A 17,657-nucleotide genomic window follows, 5' to 3' on the forward strand; every position below is an offset into this window, starting at 1 on the left:
AATGAACGTTCGTAACCGCATCCTTCCCTTCGCGCTGGCCGCCGCCTTTGCCGCCACCGCTGCTCCCGTCGCCGCTGCAGACTACGTCCAGTCCTCGGGCGCGCTGAGCTTTGCCAGCGAGTACCAGGGCGAGACCTTCGTCGGCCTCTTCCCCGAATTCCAGGCCAGGTTGAGCTTCGACCCGGCCGCGCCACAGGACGCGAAGCTCGACGTGACGATTCCGCTGGCGACCGCCGACACGAAGAACACAGACCGAGACGGCACGCTCAAGGCCGCGGCTTTCTTCAACGTGGGACAGTTCGCCACTGCCCGCTACACCGCGAGTGGCTTCCGCAGCTTGGGCGGTGACCGCTACGTCGCCGACGGCACGCTGGAGCTGAGTGGGATCAAGAAGCCGGTGAGCCTGTCCATCACCTGGACCCCGGGCAATCGCCCCGTGTTGGCCGGCACGGCCACGGTCAAGCGCCTGGACTTTGGTGTGGGCGCGGGCGACTGGGCCGATCTTTCACTCATCCCGAACAACGTCGCCGTGTCGACAAGGGTGACCTTCCGTCCGGCGCTCTGACCGCCACTCCTGCAGTGGGCACCAACGTTGGGAACACTCCATGACCGACTTCAATGCACTGCTCCTACGCCTGCTAGCGGCAGCGGTACTGGTTTCGATCGAGCCATCGCATCCGAACATCATCAACTGGTCCGGCGCCGCGCTCCTCATGGTCGGCTTCAAGACCCGATATGCCGCCGCCGTGCTGGGAGTGCTTGGACTGTCGGCGCTGGCCCGGCTGCCCTGGGATTTCATCTCACCGTCGGCATTCCTGGAGTTCGCCGGCACCGGCATGTTCACCATGGTCCTGTTCGTGATCGCGGTGCTCGGCGCCGGAGGCTTCAGCATGGATGAATGGGTCCATTCCCGAAGGATTGCGGGGGCGGAAACCGCTTGCAGGACAGCCAATGGGCACGCGGCCGGCAACCCGCAGGGGTCGCTCGAAGCAACGGTCAGCAGGTGCATGGACATCAAGCTTCAATCCAGCTCCCGCCTACGAGCGTGGCTGCAATCACCGTCGAATCCGGAAATCCACACGCGTTAGCCGCAGCTTGGCAGCCTGTCATATGCAGCTATTTGCACTCCAACGATTGCACACAAAATAGGAGCATCCCGTGGGCCTGTTGATTGACAAGCTGGCTCTGCTCGGAGCCATGTCATCACCCGGGTAATCACTCATGCCGGGCGTTTCCTTCCAATCCACCGAGGACAAACAATGATCCAGTTCAAACAAATGTTGATCGTGGCTGCCATCGCCGGAGTGCTGACCGCCTGTGGCAGCAATGTCGGCGAAGAGGCCGCAGTCGTAACGCCGGCGCAGACCGCACCGGCGACAACCCCCGCACCTGAAAACGCAGCGGCCAGCAGCTTCGCCACTGCTGAAGTAACGAAGTTCAACACCCCTTGGGCGATGACTTTCCTGCCTGACGGCAGTCTGCTGGTGACCGAGATGGGGGGCACGCTGCGCCTCTACGACCCGGCGACCGGCAAGACCGGCAACATCAGTGGGGTACCGGAGGTGAAGCATGTGGCCCAGGGCGGCCTGGGCGATGTCGTCCTGCATCCCGGGTACGCCGAGAACGGACTGGTCTACCTCAGCTTCAACGAACCCGGCGACGGGGGCCTGATGGGTGCCGCGGTTGCGCGCGGCAAGTTGATGCTCGATGGTCAGGGTGGTGGCGCGCTCGAGAACCTCGAGGTGATCTGGCGCCAGGACCCGAAGAAGAGCGGCGACGGCCACTTCGGCTACCGCATCGCCTTCGGCAGCGACGGCAAGCTGTTCATCAGTTCGAGCGAGCGCAAGGAGTTTGACCCGGCGCAGGACCTGGGCACCAACCTGGGCAAGATCGTGCGCCTCAACGACGACGGCACGCCTGCAGAGGGCAATCCATTCGCCGACCAGGGCGGCGTGACCGCGCAGATCTGGACGCTGGGCCACCGCAACATCCTCGGCCTGGCCTTCGACGCCAGCGGCCAGCTGTGGGCACAGGAAATGGGGCCCATGGGCGGCGATGAACTCAACCGCATCGAGAAGGGCGCCAACTATGGCTACCCGATCATTTCCAATGGCGACCACTACGACGGCACCGTGATCCCCGACCACGACACCCGCCCGGAATTCCGCGCGCCGGTGGTGAGCTGGAATCCGGTGATCTCGCCCGCTGGCTTCATGATTTACAGCGGTGACCTGTTCCCGGCGTGGAAGGGCAACGGTTTCATCGGCGGCATGTCGTCGAAGTCGCTGGTGCGCATCGAGTTCGATGGCGACAGCGCACGCGAAGCGCAGCGATTCGACATGCAGCGGCGCATCCGCGAAGTTGAACAGGGCCCCGATGGCGCCATCTGGCTGCTTGAAGACGGCACCCGCCAGGGCGAGGGTTGGTTGTTGAAGCTGACGCCGGAGCAAGCAACGTCGGCGACCGAAAGCTGACCCTTCCAATCATGCAGGGCGAGGTTTGACTCCGGGAATTTCGTGGTCAAACCTCGTCAAAGCGGCATCAGACCTGTTCTGGCGTGGCAGCCACGGAGTCCTTCAGCGACGTGGTCGGCCGGCCGATCAGCTTCGACAGGACACGCCCGTCATCGAACAGGGCGTCCTTTCATACGCAGCTGTTCGCATTCCAACGATTGCACACAACGCAGGAGAATCCCGTGGGCCTGTTGATTGAAGGCAAATGGCGCGACAAGTGGTACGACACGGCTGAGGACGGCCAATTCCGGCGCGAGGAGGCCAGCTTCCGAGATTGGCTTAGCGCCGACGGTGGCGTCGGACCGGATGGGCAGCGTGGACACCGCGCCGAGCCCGGTCGCTACCGGTTGTACGTCAGCTACGCCTGCCCCTGGGCGCACCGCACCCTGATCGTGCGCGCCCTGAAAGGGCTCGAGGAGCTGGTGCCGGTGTCTGTCGTGCACTGGCGCATGCTCGAGCACGGCTGGACTTTCGCCAATGGCACGGGGGTCACGCCTGACCCGGTGATGGGCGCGGAGTACCTGCACCAGCTCTACACCCGGGCACGACCCGGGATGACGGGTCGGGTGACGGTGCCGCTGCTCTGGGACCAGGCCACGGACACCATCGTCAGCAACGAGTCTTCCGAGATCATCCGCATGTTCAATGCGGCGTATGACGTTCTGGGCGCGAAGCCGGGCGACTACTATCCGGCGCCACTGCGCGAGGAGATCGACGCGGTCAACGCGCGGGTCTATGCGACCGTCAACAACGGGGTGTATCGGGCCGGCTTTGCCACCACGCAGGAAGCATACGAGGCGGCGGTGCTGCCGCTGTTCGAAGCCCTCGACTGGCTCGAGGAGCACCTTTCCACCCGGGACTGGCTGGTCGGCGACCGGCTCACGGAGGTCGATATCCGCCTGTTCACGACCCTGGTGCGCTTCGACCCGGTTTACCACGGGCACTTCAAATGCAACCTCCGGCGGATCGCCGACTATCCGGCACTGCATGGGTTCACCGCGCGGATGATGAAGATTCCGGGGGTCAGCGATACGGTCCACTTCGACCACATCAAGCGGCACTACTACGAGAGCCACCCCACCATCAATCCGACCGGGGTCGTGCCCTTGGGGCCACTGCAGCCGTTCTGAGCCTGCCATCCCCGGAAAGCACGAGGCCGACCCGTTTCGGGGCCGGCCTCGTGAAGGGCTGACTTGCAGCTCGATCAGAAGTCGAACCGCACCTGCACCTGCGCCAGGTCAACGTCGACATCGCCCAGCTCGAAGCGGCTGTACTCGCCGCGCAGCGCGACGGTGTCGTTGAAGTGCCGACGGCGACCAGGGATTGAACTGCCCAGCGCTGCTCAGGACATCGGTTCCGGCGCTGCCCCGATCTTGGGCGGCAGGGGGATGAACTCGTCGTTGTCCAGGTCCGGCAGCTTCATCCGGCCCGCCGCCCAGTCGGCGCGCGCCTGTTCGATGCGCTCCCTGGACGAAGACACGAAGTTCCAGTCGATGTAGCGCGGTCCCACGGGCTCTCCGCCCAGCGCCATGACGACCGCGTCGCTGCGCGCCATGACCGTCGCCGTCTTGCCCGGCGCCAGGACGGCCATGCTCCCGACCTCCAGGCGCTGGCCGGCCACTTCGACATCGCCGCTGGCGACGTAGACCGCCCGCTCGCTGTACTCCGCCGGCAGTGTCGTTCGCGACCCGGCCGGCAACTGCCAGTGCACGTAGAACTGAGGCGAATCGACCTTCACCGGTGACTCGATGCCCGCCAGCCGCCCCGCGATCAGGCGCCCGACGATGCCGTCGCCGTCGAACACCGGCAGCGCCTCGCTCGGGTAATGCCAGAAGCCCGGATCCATCTCCTCGCGCTCGTTCGGCAGCGCCACCCAGGCCTGGATGCCATCCATCGGGCCGCCGTTGGCACGGAGCTCTTCAAAACGCTCGGAGTGGGTGATGCCGCTCCCGGCGGTCATCCAGTTGACCTCGCCCGGCCGGATGGGCTGTTCAGAGCCGATGCTGTCGCGATGCATGATCTCGCCGTCGAACAGATAGGTGATCGTCGACAGGCCGATGTGCGGATGGGGTCGCACATCGGCTTCGCGGGGCAGTCCGCGCTCGATCTGCTTGGGGCCCATGCGGTCGAAGAAGATGTAGGGACCGATCATGCGGCGCTTGGCGAACGGCAGCACGCGGCCGACTTCGAACGCGCCCAGGTCGCGGCAGCGCTGCTGGATGATGAGTTCGATCATGGGAAGTCTCCTGTCAGGGTGGGCGAACAGCAATGGGCGACTATTGCAGCGATGGCATGTGGTGGTGGTTACGCGTCGCCGGGTTGAAGCCGGCAGGTCTCCATGGGCAGACCGTGCAAGCGCCAGGCTTCCAGCCCACCCGCCAGCGGTCGTACGCGGCCAAAGCCGAGCTGCTTGAGCTGGCTGGCCACGCGTGCGGCTGAAGCTTCGTTCGGGCAGTCGCAATAGACCACCACTTCGCCGCTGACGCTGGATACCAGGTCGGCCACCCGGGTCGCGTGGACCGCGCCGGGAATCCATCCGGTCTCGGCACGTTCGGCGTCGGTGCGGACATCCACGACGAGCGGCCTTTCGGGATGCGCCATCAACGCATGCAGCTCGGGTACGGAGATGCGCTCCATGCGCAGCTCGCGCAGGAACAGGTGGCGCTTCCAGACCTTGCGCAGGACGAACACCAGCAATGCCACCAGCACCAGGCCGATCCCGACGCGTCCCAGAGACTCCAGGGTCAGCAGTGCTTCGTTGACCGCGTCGTGGAACACCACGCCCGTCGCGATCGCGACACCGGCCCAAAGCATGGCCCCGGTGCCGTCATAGATCGCAAAGCGGCCCAGCGGCGTGCGCTGGTGGCCGGCCAGCGTGGTGCCGACCGCGGCGAAGCCGGGGATGAACTTGGCCAGTATCAGCGAGGGCGGACCCCACTTCGCGTAGATCGCGCGCGTGCTGGACACGCAGCTGTCGGGAGAGAGCGAGACGCGGCAGATCAGGCGCAGCATGCGGGCGCCGTGTCGGCGCCCGGCGAGGTACCACAACATGTCGGCCAGCAGCGCCGCCGCGGTGGCCGCCAGCAGAATGGGCCACACGGGTTCCAGGCGCTCCGCAGCCTGCGCGCTGGCGACCACGAGCGGCGGCCACGCGGGAATCGGAATCCCGCCCTGGTCGAGCAGGACCACGATGAAGACCAGCCACAGACCATAGGTCGACAACAGTGCGTCCAGTGCCTCCATCATTGGTCCATGCCGCCGTGGTCACTTCCGCGGGCGCGTCACGCGCCGCGCGGAAGCACCGTCAGGACACGCGCGATGAACTCGTGGAACTCCTTGAGATAGCCGCGCAGGAACTCGGCGGTCGATGCGTCGGCGATCTCGCCGGCGTCGTTGAGGAAGCCGTCCTTGAACTGGATGTAGGCCTCCGGCGAGTTCATCTGCGGCGAGTTGAGGAAGCCGAGGATGCTGCGCAGGTGCTGCTGGCCCACCGCGGTGCCGATCGCGCCGGGCGAGGTGCCGATCACGCCCGAGGGGATGTTGGCGAAGGAGTTGGTGCCCCAGGGGCGGCTGGCCCAGTCGATGGCGTTCTTGAGCCCGCCGGGGATCGAGCGGTTGTATTCCGGGGTCACGATCAGGATCGCATCGGAGCCTTCGATGGCTTTCTTGAACTTGCTTCCGACCTCCGGATAGTCGGCGTCGTAGTCGTAGCTGTACAGCGGCAGGTCCTTGAAGGAGATCTCGTGGAACTGGAGCTGCTGCGGCGCAAGCTTGAACAGCGCCTGGGCAAGTTTCCGGTTGATCGAGCCTTCGGCAAGGCTTCCGATCAGATAGCCCACTTTGTATGTCTTCATCATCCTCTCCTGGTTTGCAACGCGACCACGATGGTCGCGTTGCAGCTTACGGCACGGTTACGGTTGGCACTGACAGATGCGTGGTCGAAGTCGAGAGGCGGTCAGGCCGCGGTATCGACCAGCACGAGCTCGGCATCCTCGATGGCCGTCACCCGGATGCTTTCCACCTCGCTGATCGCGGCGCCATCGCGTGCGTCAAGGACCACGCCGTCGACTTCGACCTTGCCCTTGGCCGGCACCAGGTAGCCGAAGCGACCGGGGCCTGCGAAGCGGTACTCGGTGGTTTCACCGGCCTTGAGCGTCGCGCCGAGCACCCGTGCGTCGGTGCGGATCGGCAGTGCGTCGTCGTCGTCTTCGATGCCGCTGGCGAGGGTGATGAAGCGTCCCGAGCGCGCGCCCTTGGGAAAGGGCTTTGCGCCCCAGGAGGGAGGGCGCCCCTGCTGGTTCGGGATGATCCAGATCTGGAAGATCCGTGTGGTACCCGGTTCGTGGTTGTACTCGGAGTGGCGGACACCGCTGCCAGCGCTCATGACCTGGACGTCACCGGCTTCGGTGCGTCCCTTGTTGCCCAGGTTGTCCTCGTGGGTGATCGCGCCTTCGCGGACGTAGGTGATGATTTCCATGTCGGCGTGGGCGTGGGGAGGGAAGCCGGTACCCGCCTGGATGGTGTCGTCGTTCCAGACCCGCAGTGCGCCCCAATGAACGCGCTTCGGGTCGTGGTACTCGGCGAAGGAAAAGTGGTGCTTGGCGTCAAGCCAACCGTGGTTGGCTCCACCGAGGCTGGCGAAGGGGCGACGTTCAATCATGGGATGTACTCCTGTTGGGGGAGGGGATTTGATGATTGAGTCTATGTCGCGAATTGCGTGCCAAATACCGGGCTAGGATCATTTCATTGTTTCTTAAAACGATACGATCCCACTTCGGCGTCGCACGGGATTCGTGGTGATTCATCGCCAATCGGCGGTGGGGCAGGGATCGACCATCCGGGACATGAGGCCCGCGGCTGCCTGTACCTCCAGGCAGCCAGAACCAGATCATGCGCCCGAGGGGCGTACTCAGCTCTCAGCTCTCGCCCATGCCCGCCGCCGGCTCCGGCGCGCCGCCTGTCCGCACCTTGTCCTCGATGCGCGCGCCCACCTCTTGGTCGATGCTCTTCCAATACTCGAACGCGCGTTCCAGCACCGGGCTGCGCACGCCGCCGAGCAGGCTGCCGGCGACCTGTTCCACCAGTGCATCGCGGTCGGCATCGTTGAACACCTCGCGCACCAGGATGCCGGGCTGGGTGAAGTCGTCATCGTCCGAACGCAGCGTGTAGGCGCTGCGCACCATCGTGCCGTCCGCCTCCCAGCCGTCATCCACCTGGCCGGGCGACTCCGCCCACGGCCGGCCGCCGCTGTTGGGCACGTAGACCGGCGCGGCGCCGCTGTGGTGATAGGCCATCTGCCCGTCGAACATGTAGGTGTTGACCGGCACCTTCGGCTGGTTGACCGGGAGCTGGTGGAAGTTGGCGCCGATGCGGTGGCGCTGGGCGTCGTTGTAGGCGAAGGCCCGACCGAGCAGCATCTTGTCCGGCGACAGCCCGATGCCGGGCACGGTGTTGCCGGGCGAGAAGGCGGCCTGTTCGATCTGCGCGAAGAAGTTCTCCGGATTGCGGTCGAGGGTCATCGTGCCCACCTCGATCAGCGGATAGTCGGCGTGCGGCCAGGTCTTGGTCAGGTCGAATGGGTTGAAGCGATAGGTCTTCGCGTCTTCGAAGGGCATGACCTGCACGCTCAGGCGCCAGCGCGGGTGCTCGCCGCGGGCGATGGCGTCGAACAGGTCGCGGCGGTGGAAGTCGGCGTCGCTGCCGGCCATGGCCTGGGCTTCGGCGTTGCTGAAGAACGCCATCCCCTGGCGGGTGTGGAAGTGGTACTTGACCCAGAACTTTTCGCCGGCGGCATTCACCCACATATAGGTATGCGAGCCGTAGCCGTTCATGTGTCGCCAGGTGCGCGGCAGGCCGCGCGGGCCCATCAGATAGGTCACCTGGTGCGCGGACTCGGGATTGTTGGTCCAGAAGTCCCACTGCATGTGGTTGTCGCGCAGGCCGGAATCGGGCAGGCGCTTCTGGCTGCGGATGAAGTGCGGGAACTTCATCGGGTCACGCACAAAGAAGATCGGCGTGTTGTTGCCCACTAGGTCGTAGTTGCCCTCGCTGGTATAGAATTTCAGCGAAAATCCGCGCACGTCGCGCCAGGTGTCGGGGCTGCCCATCTCGCCGGCCACGGTGGAGAACCGCGCGAGCATTTCGGTCTTCGCGCCCGGCTGGAACAGCGCGGCCTTCGTGTAGCGCGACACGTCCTGGGTGGTTTCAAAGCTGCCGAACGCGCCTGCGCCCTTGGCGTGCGGCTGGCGCTCCGGCACCTTCTCGCGGTTGAAGTGCGCCATCTGCTCGAGGAAGTGGACGTCGTGGAGCAGGATCGGGCCGTTCGGCCCGATCGTGAGCGAGTCGCGGTCGCTGGGAGCGGGTGCGCCGGTGCTCATGGTCGGGCGGGGCGTGTCCTTGTCATTTGGGTTGGTCATGAAGGTCTCCTCAAGGTTGCTTGGCACCGCTGCATCCGCAGCTGTTACGGGTTTTCGTTCTGGTAGCCGCCGAAGTGCGCAACAGGCGACCAGGCGGGGCTGACGGGGGGAAGCTCCGGCACCGCGATGTCGTCGAACGGTCCCGCCGCGTAGACCACGTTTCCACCGACGACGGTCAGCAGCGACTGCAGGTTCTTGATGCGCTCTTCCGGAACGGTCAGGTAGTCCTCGGTCAGGATGGCGAAGTCGGCGTACTGGCCGGGGGCGATCCGGCCCTTGACGTCCTCTTCCTGGCTGAACCACGCCGCGTTCGCGGTGAACAGTCGCAGGGCTTCTTCGCGCGACAGCCGGTTTTCGTCAGCGAACAGTTGCGTTCCGCCCATCGTCTTTCCGGTCACCAGCCAATGGATGGCCGGCCACGGGTTGTAGCTGCTCACGCGCGTGCCGTCGGTTCCGCCGCCGACCGGAATTCCAAGATCGAGCATCTTGCGGACCGGTGGGGCGCTCAATGCCGCTTCCTTGCCATAGCGTTCGGCGAAGTATTCGCCCGCGAAGCCCATGCGGTTCTGGATGGCGATGCCGCCGCCCATGTCCTTGATCCGCTGCAGGTCTTCGTCGGTCACGGTTTCCGCGTGGTCGATCGCCCAGCGCGGCACGAACCGGCCCTGTTCTTCCTTCACCCGCTCGAAGACATCCAGGATCCGGCTCACGCTCTCGCCGTAGGTGGCGTGCTGCCGCAACGGCCACTGCTTCTCGACCAGGATGGAAGCGACTTCGTGGAGATCGGTGTCCCAGTCGATGCCGCGCGCCTTGCGCTCATCGAGGTCGGGCTTTGCCGCCATGAAGTTTTCCCAGTCGCCAACGCTGTGCGCCAGGAACTCACCCGCACCCTCCAGCTCGTAGCCATGCTCGAGCGCTTCGTGCTGGTTGTCGTCCAACCCGTAACCGTCGGCCCAACGGCGGAAATCGGCCGCCTCTTGGCCAGCGGTCTGCGCAAAGAGGTAATAGCTCACGCGCAGGGGCAGCTTGCCGTCGGTCGCGATTTTCAGGCTGGTGGCGTAATCGTCGGGAAACAGCTGGCCGCCACCACCTGCATCAACGGCGCTGGTCATGCCCAGCCGGTTGAGCTCGCGATAGAAGTGCAGGGTGGAGTTGACCTGGTCGTCGGCCGAGAGCGCCGGCGGCTTTGCGATCATTGCGTAGAGGATGGCGGGATTCGGCTCGGCGTGCAGGATCGCGCCGCCATCGACAAACTCGTACCTGCCGCCGTCCGGCGCCTTGGTGTCTTGGGTCAGGCCCAGAGCCTCCACGGCTGCACGATTGATCATGCCCTGGCTGTACAGGAATACGACAACGGTCGGCGTATCAGGCGCCGCCGCGTTCAATTCCGCGATCGTCGGCATCCGCTTCTCTTGGAACTGGTACGGCGACCAGCCGCCGATGACCCGGACCCACTGACCTTCTGGCGTCCGCTCTGCCTGCTCGCGCACCATCTGCAGGGCGCGATCCAGCGAACCGACACCATCCCAGCGGAGCTCAAGGTTGTAAAAGCGTCCGCCGCGGACCACGTGGGTGTGCGAGTCGTTCAGGCCGGGAATGACGGTCCTGCCGCCCGCGTCGATGACGCGGGTGCTGTCGCCGCGCCGGGCTGCGATTTCCGCCTCGTCGCCGACCGCCACGATCCGTCCGTCCACCACCGCGAACGCGCGGGCGCTGGGGCGTTCCGCGTCCATGGTGACGACGTTCGCGTTCGTCACGATGAGGTCGGCCTGGCCCGCTTGCTGTTGTGTCCCGGACTGCTGTGCCGTGGCAGGTGGCTGCGCCGGATTCGAGCACGCAGCCGCCATCAGCGTCGCGCCGATCAAGATCAAGTACCGCATGGATGCCTCCTTCAATGGCGGGGGCCGGACGGTCGGTCCGGCCCCGCGTTCACTTCGCTTCCGAGGGAAGCGCGGACGGCGAGTCTTACTTCGCCGCTTCCTGGGCCCGCTGGTAGCTCTCTGCAACGGCACGGTAGTTCGGCACGAGCTCGGAGTAGAGCGCGCCCCACGCGGCGGCATCCTTGCGGTTCCAGGTGCGGTGGGTTTCGCTGAGGATGGTGTTGGTGGTGACCGGTACGACGCCGCCGTTCGCCATGCGCAGCATGGCCGCGTCCGACGCGAGCTTGCTGACGTCGCCCGAGGCATCCATCACCGCCAGCACGTTGTAGCCATCAGCTTCGGCCTGGAGAGCCGGGAAGGCGACGCAGACGCTGGTCCACACGCCGGCCATGACCAGGGTCTTGCGGCCGGTGGCCTCGACGGCCTTCACGAAGTCGGCGTTGTCCCATGCGCTGACCTCGCCGGTGCGGCCGACGTAGATCGCATCGGGCGCGGCCTCAAGCAGCTCTTCCATGATGGGACCGTTCGGACCACCCGGTTCCGATGCCGTGTAGATCACGGGTATCCCCGCCTGTACGGCGATCTTTGCCAGGGCCACCGTGTTCGCACGCAGCTCGGCGAGCGGAATGTCCTTCACCGTCTGGAAAAGACCCGTCTGATGGTCCAGGAGGAGGAGAACGGCATCGTTGGGGTCATAGAGCGCCGCACGTGCCGCCGGCGTCGGCTGGCGTGAAAGCCCTTCAATGGGCGCCTGCGAACTGGCTTGCTGCGCACTCGCCATGGGCGAATAGGCGAGCGGGATGGACATCACCGCGACCATTGCCACCGTGTGGAAGAGATTGCCGAAGAAATTCGAGTGTTTCATGGTTGTCGCCTCTCGTTCGAAATGAATGACGATGACGGGAGCAAGCTCATCGGACGTGTTGCCCGTGCACCAGCGCCCGAAAGTTCATTCGTTGGCAGCACGTGGTCGAAGCGTAGATCTCCGGGGGCCGCGCAGATACCGGATGATCGCCACTTCATTGATTCCGGATTCGATACAATCCGGGCCTGAAGAGGCAGAAATCACGAACCGGGATGGGCGGCCACCGCGTCCATGACGCGGGCCGAGTACACCAGTGCCGCCCCGGCGTTGAGCGCGACCGCAACACCGAGTGCCTCCGCGATTTCCTCGCGGGTCGCGCCATGCTTGAGCGCGGCGTCCACATGCACGGTGATGCAGCCGTCACAGCGCGTGGTGACCGCGACCGCCAGGCCGATCAACTCACGTGTCTTTGCATCGAGGTGTTGGGTCTTGTTGCCGGCGCCCGCGAGGGTGGCATAGCCGCGCACGGTGTCCGGAGAAAGCTTGCCGATCTCGCCGATGCGGCCCTTGAGTTCATCGCGATAGCTGTTCCAATCGAGCATGGTCGTATCTCCAAGGTCATTGCGGCTCAACCGGGCCGCGTATTGAAGGAACATATCCAACAAGAACAACCGCAAAAGCCGGTAAGACCGTCCAGGTTTCGCCGCAATTCCGGTACGTCTCAGGGCGGCGGGGTGTCACCGTCGCCGAGCTCACTGACCAGGAAGTCCACGAACCGCCGCAGCCGTAGCGGCATGTTGCGAGACTGCGCGAACAGGGCATGCACAGCGATCGGCGGGGCGCTCCAATCCTCGAGCACGCGCACCAGTCGTCCGGTGTCCAGATCGTCCTGGGCAATGAAGTCCGGAACAAGCGTGATGCCCAGCCCGGCAACGGCCATGACCGCAAGGAAGTCACCGTTGTCGGCAATGACCGGCCCGCGTGTACGCACCCGCTGCACCTCTTTCCCGCGGGTCAGCTGGATGGTGATGCCGCCCTGCAGGCAGCCGTAATTGAGGAAGGCATGCGATGCCAAGCCATCGGGAGAGTCCGGCACTCCATGGCGCGCGAGATAGTCGGGCGATGCCACCAGGCTGCGGGCAGCCGGCATGATCTTCCGCGCAGCAAATGATGAGTCGGCCAGGTCGGCGATGCGGATGGTGACGTCGAAGCCTCCCCGCACCGGATCGATCAGGTGGTCGGTCAGCGACAGCTGAAGCTCGATGTCCGGATACTTCTCGAGAAATCGCGGAACCAGCCCGCTGACGACTCGCATCCCGAAGGAGACCGGCACGTTGCACCTGACAATGCCGCGGATGCCGGAGGTTCCCCTGGCCCGCTCCTCCGCCTCATCGATGGCGGCGAGCACATCCTGGGCATCTTCGTAATAGGCGGCGCCGGCTTCGGTCAGGTGCAGGCTGCGCGTGGTCCTCATCAGGAGCTGGACGCCGAGCGCCTCCTCCAGCGACTGGACCTGCTTGCTGACCTTGGACCGCGGAACGTCCAGCGTTCGCGCCGCTGCGGCGAAGCTTTCAGCCCGTACCGCCTCGACAAAGGCCCGCATGCATTCGATCCGGTCCATCTGGAGCTCCATTCACGGCTGGGCATTGTTCCCACACTCTTACGTATCCCGCAAGGAACCGAATCTTTGTATCTAGTTTGGAAACATTGAGATTCCAAAGACGCGACTATTCGCGGCGGTCTCCAAGGTCTAGCGTCGGACGTTTCGCACTCCGGAGATGATGATGAGCAAGGTTCTGGTCCTCTATTACTCGGCCTATGGCCATATCGAGCAGATGGCGCAGGCCGTGGCCGAAGGCGCGCGCGAGGCCGGCGCGACCGTGGACATCCGCCGCGTGCCCGAACTGGTACCCGAAGAGGTCGCGCGCGCATCGCACTACAAGATGGACCAGGGAGCACCGCTCGCGAAGGTGGACGAACTTCCCGACTACGACGCGATCATCATTGGCACGGGAACGCGCTACGGCCGCATGACCTCGCAGATGGCGAATTTCCTCGACCAGACCGGCGGCCTCTGGGCACGTGGTGCGCTGCACGGCAAGGTCGGCTCGGCGTTCACCTCCACCGCCACGCAGCATGGCGGCCAGGAAACCACGCTCATGGCCATCCATACCAATCTGATGCACTTCGGCATGGTGTGCGTCGGGCTGCCTTACAGCTTCCAGGGCCAGATGCGGCTCGACGAGGTGACTGGCGGCGCACCCTACGGTGCCTCCACCATCGCCGGCGGCGACGGCTCGCGCCAGCCGAGCGAGAACGAGCTGGAGGGTGCCCGGTTCCAGGGCCGCCTCGTGGCCGAGGTCGCCACCAAGCTCGCGGGCTGATCCAGGCTGCCGGAAGCACGATGCAGGACCCTTGTGGTCCTGCATTGGCGAAGGGCAGGGCGCATCCGGAGCCCCCGCGAACGCCTTCACGAAGGCACTGGAGCCGCTACCATGGCCCGGCACCGCGGCGGCTCCGGAGGAAGGTTGAGCAGGGCAATTCGATTCTGGAAGGCCTGGATGCCCGCCCTGGCCGCGTGCCTTCTGGCCGCGGGCTGCCAGTCCCTGGGACTCGACCGCGACGCCCGCCTGCAGGTCTCCACCACGATCGATGGCCTGCGCCTGCCGGCGCGCCCCTGGGCCACCACGCGCGAAGTCATCTCGATGCTGGGGCTGGAAGAGGCGTGCCGCAGCCCGGGCCCGGCCTGCGCGGACGCGATCCTCGATTCGCCCGACCCCATGCGCCCGGGAATCCGCCTGATCGCGGCCGCGGATGTGCTGTTCCTGCATGGCCGCGGTGCGACCGCTGACGCGCGCACGCAGGCGCTCACCCGCTGCGGCGTCCTGACCCATCGCTATCTTTTCGGGCCCAACCTGCCCGGGCGCTTCGGTCCGCTGGATGCGCGCTCGCAGATGGCGCTGCGCCTGCACAACGCCTGCACTTCGGGCCTGGTGCAGGACATTGCCGACCGACCCCAGTCGATCCGATGGCGGGTGGACGAGCGACGCTTCCCCCGGTCGGCCGTGGAGCGGCTCGAGCTGGCCGCGGCGCTGAGGCCGAAAGGGCTTCGCACCCGCCAGATCAAGGACGGCATCGGTGCGCCTGCCGTGGCGTTCGGGCGCACGGAAGAAGCGGTGGGTGCGTTCCCGGCACAACCCTTCGCGCTGCCGGTCACGGTGCAGTTGATCGTCGATGCGGAGGGCAACGCCAGCCTGCTCGCCACCGACGCCTCGCGCGAAGAGTCGGTCGCGACCGTCTTCGGCGACATCCCGCTTGCACGCGACCTGAGTGCGGCCTATGCCAGCGCCGCGATCGCGTTCGAAGAAGAACTGGACATGTGGCGCCTGCTCCGCGGTGCGCCGGACGATGATGGCGAGCCCCAGATCAGGCTGCTGGCGCCGATCGATTACCACAAGGACGTCGTCGTGCTGGTGCACGGCTTCGCGAGCAGCCCGATGACCTGGGCCAACATGGTCAACGAGCTGCTTGGCGATCCGAGGGTTTCCGACCGCTACCAGTTCTGGCTCGCACGCTATCCCACCGGGCTGCCCTTCCTCGTCAACCGCCAGGGCCTGGCTGGCACCATCACGGACTTTCGCGAACGCGGGCGCCTGTCGCCCTATCATCCGCAGCCGCCGATGGTGATCGTGGGCCACTCGATGGGCGGCGTGCTGACGCGGCTGCTCGCCACCGATTCGGGGACGGCGCTGTGGGACGCGGCATTCACCGTGCCGCCGGATGCCTTGCAGGCCGATGCCGCCGACATCCAGGCGGCCCGCGAACTCTTCATGTTCGAACCCTTGGAGGGCGTGGACGACATCGTGCTGATCGCCGCACCGCACCGCGGCAGCCTGATGGCGGAAGGGATGATGGCGCGCCTGGTCCGCAGGTTCATCGGTGGTCCGCGGGACGTGCTCGACTACCTGGTCCGGATGACCCTCGGGCATCCCGACCAGGTCCAGCCCGAGCTGCGCGACAACTACCTGGCCGGCGGGCCGGACAGCCTGGCGACGCTGTCGCCAGCACAGCCGGTGAGTCGTGCGGCGAGTGAACTGCCGACGGCGCCGGGCGTAGGCGTGCACTCCATCATCGGCATACTCGATCCGGAGGATGCGGCGCGCGGCGATGGCGTCGTCTCGCTGGAGAGCGCCTCATGGCCCGATGGTGCCGAGTACCGCGTCCGTGGCGGCCATGACCTGCAGACCCTCCCGGAAACCATCACCGTGCTCAAGCGGATCCTGCTTGCCAGGCTGCCAGCCTCACGGCTAACCCCGCAGCCAGCCCCGGCGGAGTGAGTGACGGGGACCTCCCCATGCCGCCAATGCGCCGGGTGGGGGAGGGGGCTATGCCGGTTCGGCGTCGGTGGCGCTGGCCATGTCGTTTGCGTGTTGGCCCGGCTTCTCGGCGGCGCCATCCGGCATCGTCTCGCCGAGTTCGGTTTCCACCGCAGCGCCCCGCTCCAGGGTCCGGTGCACGGGGCACTTGTCGGCAATTTCCGCGAGCCGCTGCCTCTGATGGTCCGACAGCTCGCCCGCCAGCAGCAGGCGCCGCGTGAACACGTCCGCGGGCTCGTTCCCTTGCCGGCGGCTATGGCCGACCGTCACCGTCACCCGGTCCAGTGGAAGCTGCTTGTGCTGTGCATACATGCGCAGCGTCATGGCCGTGCACGCGCCGAGGCCGGCGGCAAGCAGATCGTAGGGCGTCGGGCCGGACCCGAGCCCGCCCACCTCGGGCGGCTCGTCGGCGAGGAAATGGACGCCGCCGGCACTGACCTCCACCTGGAAGGCCCCTTCACCGGTTTCCGCGACGGTCACCACGCCGGACTGCGCGTCGCTCCGCGCCGGCATCGCGCTCTTCAGCGAGCGTGATGACCATGCAGCAATCATCGTAGCGACGAAGTCCGCGTCCTTGCGATCGGTCAGCAGATGATCCGCGCCGTCGAGCGAAATGAAGCTCTTGGGATGGAGTGCCGCCTTGTAGATCGCGGTCGCGTTGTCGATGCCGACGATTGAATCCTGTGGCGAATGCAGGATCAGCAGGGGCTTCCTGAGCGCGCGGATCCGATCTCCCTGATCGTGGGATGCAAGATCGTCGACGAAGGACTGGCGGAGCTTGAACGGTCGACCGCCGATCCGGACTTCCGCCTCGCCTTTCTCACGGAGTTCATCGAGGCCTCCGGCGAAGAGATGCGTGACATGTTCGACATCGAAAGGCGCGCCGATCGTCGCCACTGCCTGGATCCCGGGTATCTGGCCGGCCGCCGCCAGGACCGCGGCGCCGCCGAGGCTGTGGCCGATCAACAGCGCAGGCGGCCGCCCGGCCTCACGCATCGCATCGGCGGCGGCGATCAGGTCGGCAATGCTGCCGCTGAAGCTGCTGTCGGCGAACTCGCCGCCGCTCTGGCCCAGGCCGGTGAAGTCGAAGCGGAGCACTCCGTAGCCCAGCGCCGTCAGCGCCTTGCCCAGCCGGACGGCCGCGAGCGAGCTTTTTGTACAGGTGAAGCAATGCGCGAACAGCGCGTAAGACGATACGGGGCCATCGGGCAGATCCAGTGCACCCGAAAGCGGTTGACCATCCGCGCCGGTGAAATCAAATGCTTGAGTCGGCATGGGCTCTGCGCCTTTCCTGTTTCGGTAGACGGTACATCATGTGGCGCGGGCGGCAGCGCCTGACTTCGTCTGCATGCAGTTGGTGTGATAGTCGGGGCAACCATTCGCGGTAGTTCCCTGTGCACTGGCAGCAACACGTGGTTCGCACGCGTCTTTGGTCGCGAAACGGGTATTAGGCTAAGGAGTGATTAGGGCGCGTTATCGGGGTAGGGAGCCCCTACTGGCCGAAAGCGGAACAACACCTACTGACGCGAGCCTCCCATGCAGCGGGATCACAAACCCGGACGCATGCCGAAGGGAACCGTCAGTTTTCGAAGTGCGCGCCTGCTCATGAGATCGGTTCTCGGATCACGGGGCGACGCGGCGCGACATGCCGCTCGCTCTGCCCGACC

16 protein-coding genes are annotated in these 17,657 nt (G+C 65.7%); 6 read left to right on the top strand and 10 right to left on the bottom strand.

The genetic code is table 11. From position 1 onward, the window contains the following. Nucleotide 1: 1 nt before the first annotated feature. The 4 genes from ACW7G5_RS06070 to ACW7G5_RS06085 all read left to right on the top strand — a co-directional run bounded on the left by ACW7G5_RS06070 (nucleotide 2) and on the right by ACW7G5_RS06085 (nucleotide 3,643). Complete coding sequence (locus ACW7G5_RS06070) at nucleotides 2-565, top strand: YceI family protein (protein ID WP_457002668.1); 564 nt, start codon at nucleotides 2-4, stop codon at nucleotides 563-565. A gap of 40 nt (nucleotides 566-605) precedes the next feature. Further along, on the top strand, nucleotides 606-1,088 hold the full coding sequence (locus ACW7G5_RS06075) for a DoxX family protein (protein ID WP_457002670.1): 483 nt from the start codon (nucleotides 606-608) through the stop codon (nucleotides 1,086-1,088). Between the two features lie 174 nt (nucleotides 1,089-1,262). Continuing rightward, nucleotides 1,263-2,474: a PQQ-dependent sugar dehydrogenase gene (locus ACW7G5_RS06080; protein ID WP_457002906.1), complete on the top strand. Its 1,212-nt coding sequence runs from the start codon at nucleotides 1,263-1,265 to the stop codon at nucleotides 2,472-2,474. A 221-nt stretch (nucleotides 2,475-2,695) separates the two neighbouring features. Next, the gene (locus ACW7G5_RS06085; protein ID WP_457002671.1) at nucleotides 2,696-3,643 is read left to right on the top strand and encodes a glutathione S-transferase family protein; all 948 of its coding nucleotides are present in this window, start codon (nucleotides 2,696-2,698) and stop codon (nucleotides 3,641-3,643) included. A gap of 212 nt (nucleotides 3,644-3,855) precedes the next feature. Here the strand turns inward: ACW7G5_RS06085 and ACW7G5_RS06090 are convergent, their stop codons facing one another. The 9 genes from ACW7G5_RS06090 to ACW7G5_RS06130 form a co-directional block, all read right to left on the bottom strand. Further along, complete coding sequence (locus tag ACW7G5_RS06090; protein ID WP_457002673.1) at nucleotides 3,856-4,749, bottom strand: pirin family protein; 894 nt, start codon at nucleotides 4,747-4,749, stop codon at nucleotides 3,856-3,858. A 68-nt stretch (nucleotides 4,750-4,817) separates the two neighbouring features. Beyond that, nucleotides 4,818-5,756, bottom strand: coding sequence for a rhodanese-like domain-containing protein (locus ACW7G5_RS06095; protein ID WP_457002675.1), 939 nt, complete (start codon nucleotides 5,754-5,756; stop codon nucleotides 4,818-4,820). Nucleotides 5,757-5,794: 38 nt separating this feature from the next. Beyond that, nucleotides 5,795-6,367 carry an NADPH-dependent FMN reductase gene (locus tag ACW7G5_RS06100; protein ID WP_457002676.1) on the bottom strand — a complete coding sequence of 191 codons (573 nt, stop codon included), beginning with the start codon at nucleotides 6,365-6,367 and terminating at the stop codon, nucleotides 5,795-5,797. 101 nt (nucleotides 6,368-6,468) lie between these two features. Continuing rightward, nucleotides 6,469-7,173 (bottom strand): pirin family protein, encoded by a 705-nt coding sequence (locus ACW7G5_RS06105; protein ID WP_457002678.1) that lies wholly within the window; start codon nucleotides 7,171-7,173, stop codon nucleotides 6,469-6,471. A gap of 256 nt (nucleotides 7,174-7,429) precedes the next feature. Beyond that, nucleotides 7,430-8,929 carry a catalase gene (locus tag ACW7G5_RS06110; RefSeq protein ID WP_457002680.1) on the bottom strand — a complete coding sequence of 500 codons (1,500 nt, stop codon included), beginning with the start codon at nucleotides 8,927-8,929 and terminating at the stop codon, nucleotides 7,430-7,432. A 44-nt stretch (nucleotides 8,930-8,973) separates the two neighbouring features. Further along, nucleotides 8,974-10,809 (bottom strand): amidohydrolase, encoded by a 1,836-nt coding sequence (locus ACW7G5_RS06115; RefSeq protein WP_457002681.1) that lies wholly within the window; start codon nucleotides 10,807-10,809, stop codon nucleotides 8,974-8,976. Between the two features lie 85 nt (nucleotides 10,810-10,894). Further along, nucleotides 10,895-11,674 carry an isochorismatase family protein gene (locus ACW7G5_RS06120; RefSeq protein ID WP_457002683.1) on the bottom strand — a complete coding sequence of 260 codons (780 nt, stop codon included), beginning with the start codon at nucleotides 11,672-11,674 and terminating at the stop codon, nucleotides 10,895-10,897. Nucleotides 11,675-11,874: 200 nt separating this feature from the next. Continuing rightward, complete coding sequence (locus tag ACW7G5_RS06125) at nucleotides 11,875-12,216, bottom strand: carboxymuconolactone decarboxylase family protein (protein ID WP_457002907.1); 342 nt, start codon at nucleotides 12,214-12,216, stop codon at nucleotides 11,875-11,877. 119 nt (nucleotides 12,217-12,335) lie between these two features. Next, nucleotides 12,336-13,235, bottom strand: coding sequence for a LysR substrate-binding domain-containing protein (locus tag ACW7G5_RS06130; RefSeq protein ID WP_457002685.1), 900 nt, complete (start codon nucleotides 13,233-13,235; stop codon nucleotides 12,336-12,338). A gap of 163 nt (nucleotides 13,236-13,398) precedes the next feature. Here ACW7G5_RS06130 and wrbA point away from each other — a divergent pair, with 163 nt between their 5' ends. After that, entirely contained in the window at nucleotides 13,399-13,998 is a 600-nt protein-coding gene (wrbA, locus tag ACW7G5_RS06135; protein WP_457002687.1) for an NAD(P)H:quinone oxidoreductase, read from the top strand. Nucleotides 13,999-14,175: 177 nt separating this feature from the next. Continuing rightward, nucleotides 14,176-15,951 carry an esterase/lipase family protein gene (locus ACW7G5_RS06140; protein ID WP_457002689.1) on the top strand — a complete coding sequence of 592 codons (1,776 nt, stop codon included), beginning with the start codon at nucleotides 14,176-14,178 and terminating at the stop codon, nucleotides 15,949-15,951. A 48-nt stretch (nucleotides 15,952-15,999) separates the two neighbouring features. Here the strand turns inward: ACW7G5_RS06140 and ACW7G5_RS06145 are convergent, their stop codons facing one another. Next, nucleotides 16,000-17,265, bottom strand: a complete 1,266-nt coding sequence (locus ACW7G5_RS06145) for a bifunctional alpha/beta hydrolase/OsmC family protein (protein ID WP_457002691.1) — start codon at nucleotides 17,263-17,265, stop codon at nucleotides 16,000-16,002. Nucleotides 17,266-17,657: the final 392 nt, after the last annotated feature.

Source organism: Luteimonas sp. A501, from assembly GCF_054052085.1.

Excerpts from the sequence above, each read along its gene's own strand:
- ACW7G5_RS06070 (WP_457002668.1), top strand. The coding sequence starts at position 2 with ATGAACGTTCGTAACCGCATCCTTCCCTTCGCGCTGGCCGCCGCCTTT.
- ACW7G5_RS06075 (WP_457002670.1), top strand. The coding sequence starts at position 606 with ATGACCGACTTCAATGCACTGCTCCTACGCCTGCTAGCGGCAGCGGTA.
- ACW7G5_RS06090 (WP_457002673.1), bottom strand. The coding sequence starts at position 4,749 with ATGATCGAACTCATCATCCAGCAGCGCTGCCGCGACCTGGGCGCGTTC.
- ACW7G5_RS06095 (WP_457002675.1), bottom strand. The coding sequence starts at position 5,756 with ATGGAGGCACTGGACGCACTGTTGTCGACCTATGGTCTGTGGCTGGTC.
- ACW7G5_RS06100 (WP_457002676.1), bottom strand. The coding sequence starts at position 6,367 with ATGAAGACATACAAAGTGGGCTATCTGATCGGAAGCCTTGCCGAAGGC.
- ACW7G5_RS06105 (WP_457002678.1), bottom strand. The coding sequence starts at position 7,173 with ATGATTGAACGTCGCCCCTTCGCCAGCCTCGGTGGAGCCAACCACGGT.
- ACW7G5_RS06110 (WP_457002680.1), bottom strand. The coding sequence starts at position 8,929 with ATGACCAACCCAAATGACAAGGACACGCCCCGCCCGACCATGAGCACC.
- ACW7G5_RS06115 (WP_457002681.1), bottom strand. The coding sequence starts at position 10,809 with ATGCGGTACTTGATCTTGATCGGCGCGACGCTGATGGCGGCTGCGTGC.
- ACW7G5_RS06120 (WP_457002683.1), bottom strand. The coding sequence starts at position 11,674 with ATGAAACACTCGAATTTCTTCGGCAATCTCTTCCACACGGTGGCAATG.
- ACW7G5_RS06125 (WP_457002907.1), bottom strand. The coding sequence starts at position 12,216 with ATGCTCGATTGGAACAGCTATCGCGATGAACTCAAGGGCCGCATCGGC.
- ACW7G5_RS06130 (WP_457002685.1), bottom strand. The coding sequence starts at position 13,235 with ATGGACCGGATCGAATGCATGCGGGCCTTTGTCGAGGCGGTACGGGCT.
- wrbA (WP_457002687.1), top strand. The coding sequence starts at position 13,399 with ATGAGCAAGGTTCTGGTCCTCTATTACTCGGCCTATGGCCATATCGAG.
- ACW7G5_RS06140 (WP_457002689.1), top strand. The coding sequence starts at position 14,176 with ATGCCCGCCCTGGCCGCGTGCCTTCTGGCCGCGGGCTGCCAGTCCCTG.
- ACW7G5_RS06145 (WP_457002691.1), bottom strand. The coding sequence starts at position 17,265 with ATGCCGACTCAAGCATTTGATTTCACCGGCGCGGATGGTCAACCGCTT.